Here is a 4,562-nt window from a genome sequence, read left to right as displayed (position 1 = left end):
GCCCGCCGCGGCCGCGCCGACAACGCCTGCCGCGCCTGCCGCGGCGGCAACGCCGCCGCCGATCCAGCACCCGATCGATGCCGCGGAAGCCGCCGACGCGGCCATTCCGGCCCTGGCCGCCAGCGACGATGCGGCCTGGTCGGCACTGCGCACGCTGGCCGGCGGCGACGCACCGCTGGCGCTGCTGCTGCGCGACCACCTGATCCAGCGCCTGGTGACCATGGTCGACAACCTGACCCAGCGCCGCGTCACGGCCCGCTCCCTGGCGCTCAAGCAGGTGCCGGGCGAGTTGCAGGTGAGCACCGATGCCAGCGGCGCCCGCGTCATCGCCGACACCAATGCCCAGCGCTATGCGCCCTACGTGGAGGCGTTCACCCGCGCCGATCCGGGCACGGCGGTTGCGGCCTATCGCCGCTTCTATCCGCTGTTCCAGCAGGCCTATGTGGAGCTGGGCTATCCGCAGGGCTACTTCAACGACCGGCTGGTGCAGGTGATCGACCATCTGTTGCAGACCCCGACGCCGACCGCGCCGCTCGCGGTGGAGATGGATCCGGTACGCGGCAAGTACCGCTTCGTGGATCCGGCGCTGGAATCGCTGTCGATCGGCCAGAAGGCGCTGCTGCGCATGGGCCCGACCCAGGCCGCGGCAGTGAAGGCGCAGTTGCGTGCGGTGCGCGAAGCGCTGACGCGGACCTGAGCCAGACGCGAGGCGCGTGCCGCGTCATGCGGGCTTTTTGTTTTTGGCAGGAGCGGCCCGAGGCCACCTCGAGCCGCTCATGCGGGAAAGCGCCTATGGCCACGCCTGAAGCGCCCTTGTGGGAGGGACTTCAGTCCCGACGCGCTACACCATAGATCACCACGGCATGACGGCGGTCTTTCAACGGACGTGGCAGGCCGACGCCGGACGTCCAGCCTCGCTCAGCCATCCAATTCCGGATAATGCCGGAAGATGCCGTTCTCGTTGAACGGCAGGCGCCGCGGCGAGGCCAGGTAGGCGGCGATGCCCGGGCGCTCGCAGACGCGCTGCTGCAGCGCGCGCAGCCGCGGCAGCTTCGGCGAGAGCTTCTTCATCGCCTGCGGGAAGGCGTAGTCCAGCCCGCTCATCAGCTGGAACAGCGACAGGTCCACGTAGGAATGCTCGCGCAGCACGTGGCGCCCGCCGCCCTGGTCCAGCACCTGTTCGAAATAGCCCAGGAACTTCGGCAACCGCTGCTTGCGCAGGTCTTCGGCGCGGCGTCGCGCTTCGGCTTGCTGGTCCTCGTAGTACAGCGCGCTGGCGATGGGATGGTGGCTGTCGTGGACCTCGGCAACCAGGTCGGCAATGGTCAACTGCAATTGCAGCGCCTGCAGCCGCCGCGATTCGCTGTCCGGCACCAGGCCCAGCGGCGGGCCGAGGTAGTGCAGGATGTTGGCGACTTGGGCGATCACCAAGCGGCCGGCCTTGAGGAACGGTGGTGCGAACGGGCGTGCGCCGGCATGGGCGCCGTCGAGGAAGGGCTGCATCGCCGCATCGCCCTGCTCGCGCGCTACGTCGCGATAGCCGGCGCCGGCATCCTCCAGCGCCAGCCGCACGAACTCGCCGCGGCCCTGGATGCCGGTCCAGTAGTAGAGCTCGTAGTGCATGGCGGGGCCTGTGCGTGGGGACGGGAGCGCCGAGGGTAGCCGCCGTTGCGGTAGCGGCGTGTGACTGTCTGGTACCGGAGTGCGGCGGACGTCACGTCGCGTCGCCGCCGTCCCGCGAGGTGTATACAGACGTCGCGGCCGGCCTTGAAACAGAAGCGGACAGCCGCATTTTGCTGGCATGCCGGCACGGCCGGCCCTTTCCTTCAGAGGACTTCCCGATGCGGATGGACAAGCTCACCTCGCGCTTCCAGCAGGCCCTGGCCGACGCGCAGTCGCTGGCCGTGGGCCGCGACCACACCATCATCGAACCGGTGCACGTGTTCGTGGCGCTGCTCGACCAGGCCGGCGGCAGCACCCGGCCGTTGCTGGCGCAGGCCGGCGTCAACGTGCCGGTGCTGCGCGAGCGGCTCGGCGAGGCGCTGGACAAGCTGCCCAAGGTCAGCGGCCAGCCCGGCAACGTGTCGATGGGCAACGACCTCAGCCGCCTGCTCAACCAGACCGACAAGCTGGCGCAGCAGCACAACGACCAGTTCATCGCCAGCGAGTGGTTCGTGCTGGCCGCGGCCGACGACGGCGGCCCGTTGGGCTTGGCGCTGCGCGCGGCCGGCGCCGACAAGAAGAAGCTCGAGGCCGCCATCGACAAGCTGCGCGGCGGCGAGACGGTGCAGTCGGAGAACGCCGAGGAACAGCGCCAGGCGCTGGAGAAGTACACCATCGACCTCACCGCGCGCGCCGAGAGCGGCAAGCTCGATCCGGTGATCGGCCGCGACGAGGAAATCCGCCGCACCGTGCAGGTGCTGCAGCGGCGCACCAAGAACAACCCGGTGCTGATCGGCGAGCCCGGCGTCGGCAAGACCGCCATCGTCGAGGGCCTGGCCCAGCGCATCGTCAATGGCGAAGTGCCGGAAGGCCTGCGCGGCAAGCGCGTGCTGTCGCTGGACATGGGCGCGCTGATCGCCGGCGCCAAGTTCCGCGGCGAGTTCGAGGAGCGGCTCAAGGGCGTGCTCAACGATCTGTCCAAGAACGAGGGCCAGATCATCCTGTTCATCGACGAACTGCACACCATGGTCGGCGCCGGCAAGGCCGATGGCGCCATGGACGCGGGCAACATGCTCAAGCCGGCGCTGGCGCGCGGCGAACTGCACTGCATTGGCGCCACCACCCTCGACGAGTACCGCAAGTACATCGAGAAGGACGCAGCGCTGGAGCGGCGCTTCCAGAAGGTGTTCGTCGGCGAGCCGAGCGTGGAGGACACCATCGCCATCCTGCGCGGGCTCAAGGAGCGCTATGCGGTGCACCACGGCGTGGAGATCACCGACCCGGCGATCGTCGCCGCGGCCACGCTGTCCAATCGCTACATCACCGACCGCCAGTTGCCGGACAAGGCCATCGACCTGATGGACGAAGCGGCCAGCCGCATCCGCATGGAGATCGACTCCAAGCCGGAGGAACTGGATCGCTTGGAACGGCGGCTGATCCAGCTCAAGATCCAGCGCGAGATGCTGAAGAAGGAGAAGGACGAGGCCTCGCGGCAGCGCCTGGCCGACCTGGAGAGCGACATCGACAAGCTCGAGCGCGAGTTCTCCGACCTGGACGAGGTGTGGAAGTCGGAGAAGGCGGCGCTGCAGGGCGCGACCAAGATCAAGGAACAGATCGAGCAGGCGCGCGTGGAACTGGAGGCGGCGCAGCGGCGCCAGGACTACGCCAAGATGAGCGAGATCCAGTACGGCCTGCTGCCGAACCTGGAGAAGCAGCTGGCCGCGGCCAACGAAGCCGAACAGCACGACTTCAAGCTGGTGCAGGACCGCGTCACCGCCGAGGAGATCGCCGAGGTGGTGTCGCGCTGGACCGGCATCCCGGTCAACAAGATGCTCGAGGGCGAGCGCGACAAGCTGCTGCGCATGGAGGACGAACTGCACCAGCGCGTGGTCGGCCAGGAAGAGGCGATCAAGGTGGTGTCCGACGCGGTGCGCCGCTCGCGCGCCGGCCTGTCCGATCCGAACCGGCCCAGCGGCTCGTTCCTGTTCCTGGGCCCCACCGGCGTCGGCAAGACCGAGCTGTGCAAGGCGCTGGCCGAGTTCCTGTTCGACAGCAGCGACGCGATGATCCGCATCGACATGAGCGAGTTCATGGAGAAGCATTCGGTGGCGCGGCTGATCGGCGCGCCTCCGGGTTATGTCGGCTATGAGGAAGGCGGCTACCTGACCGAGGCGGTGCGGCGTCGGCCGTATTCGCTGATCCTGCTCGACGAAGTCGAGAAGGCGCACAGCGACGTGTTCAACATCCTGCTGCAGGTGCTCGACGACGGCCGCCTCACCGACGGCCAGGGCCGCACCGTGGACTTCCGCAACACCGTCATCGTGATGACCTCCAACCTGGGTTCGCATCAGATCCAGGAGCTGAGCGGCGACGGCAGCGCCGAGGCCTACACGCAGATGAAGGCGGCGGTGATGGGCGTGGTGCAGGCGCACTTCCGCCCGGAGTTCATCAACCGCCTGGACGACATCGTGGTGTTCCATCCGCTGGACAAGGCGCAGATCAAGTCGATCGCGCGCATCCAACTGCATGGTCTGGAGAAGCGCCTGGCCGAGCGCGGGTTGAAGATCGAACTGGGCGACCGCGCGCTGGAGCTGCTCGGCAACGTCGGCTTCGATCCGGTGTACGGTGCGCGCCCGCTGAAGCGCGCGATCCAGGCGCAACTGGAGAACCCGCTGGCGCAGCAGATCCTGTCCGGCCAGTTCGTCAGCGGCGACACCATCAAGGTCGAGGCCGAGGGCGGCAAGCTGGTGTTCGAGAAGGCCTGATGGGCCCGCCGCGCAGGCGCGTTCCGCTGTGTCGGCGGCGCGCGCCCTGCTGGTGGACATGGACGGCGTGCTGCGGCTGTGGCCCGACGACGACGCGGCGCTGGAGCGCGCGCACGGCGTGCCGCCGGGCGGCCT

The 4,562-nt window shown here is 68.7% G+C and carries 3 protein-coding genes; 2 read left to right on the top strand and 1 reads right to left on the bottom strand.

Annotated elements, in window-relative coordinates; translation table 11 throughout:
- The coding region (locus D588_RS0109730) for a DUF3014 domain-containing protein (RefSeq protein ID WP_017915836.1) at nt 1-697 on the top strand (697 nt) is incomplete at its 5' end.
- Nucleotides 698-918: 221 nt separating this feature from the next.
- On the opposite strand, the gene D588_RS0109725 is transcribed toward D588_RS0109730, so the two are convergent.
- A complete protein-coding gene (locus D588_RS0109725; RefSeq protein ID WP_017914325.1) occupies nt 919-1,623 on the bottom strand; it encodes a glutathione S-transferase in 705 nt (234 codons plus the stop codon).
- A 218-nt stretch (nt 1,624-1,841) separates the two neighbouring features.
- Between D588_RS0109725 and clpB the strand changes: the two genes are divergently transcribed.
- The gene (gene clpB / locus D588_RS0109720; protein WP_026143553.1) at nt 1,842-4,427 is read left to right on the top strand and encodes an ATP-dependent chaperone ClpB; all 2,586 of its coding nucleotides are present in this window, start codon (nt 1,842-1,844) and stop codon (nt 4,425-4,427) included.
- The last annotated feature ends 135 nt before the right edge of the window (nt 4,428-4,562 follow it).

This window comes from Xanthomonas sp. SHU 308 (genome assembly GCF_000364645.1).
GTDB lineage: Bacteria > Pseudomonadota > Gammaproteobacteria > Xanthomonadales > Xanthomonadaceae > Xanthomonas_A > Xanthomonas_A sontii.
This window is presented reverse-complemented; position numbering and strand designations above follow the sequence as displayed.

Coding starts and splice junctions, on each gene's coding strand:
- D588_RS0109725 (WP_017914325.1), bottom strand. CDS start 1,623: ATGCACTACGAGCTCTACTACTGGACCGGCATCCAGGGCCGCGGCGAG.
- clpB (WP_026143553.1), top strand. CDS start 1,842: ATGCGGATGGACAAGCTCACCTCGCGCTTCCAGCAGGCCCTGGCCGAC.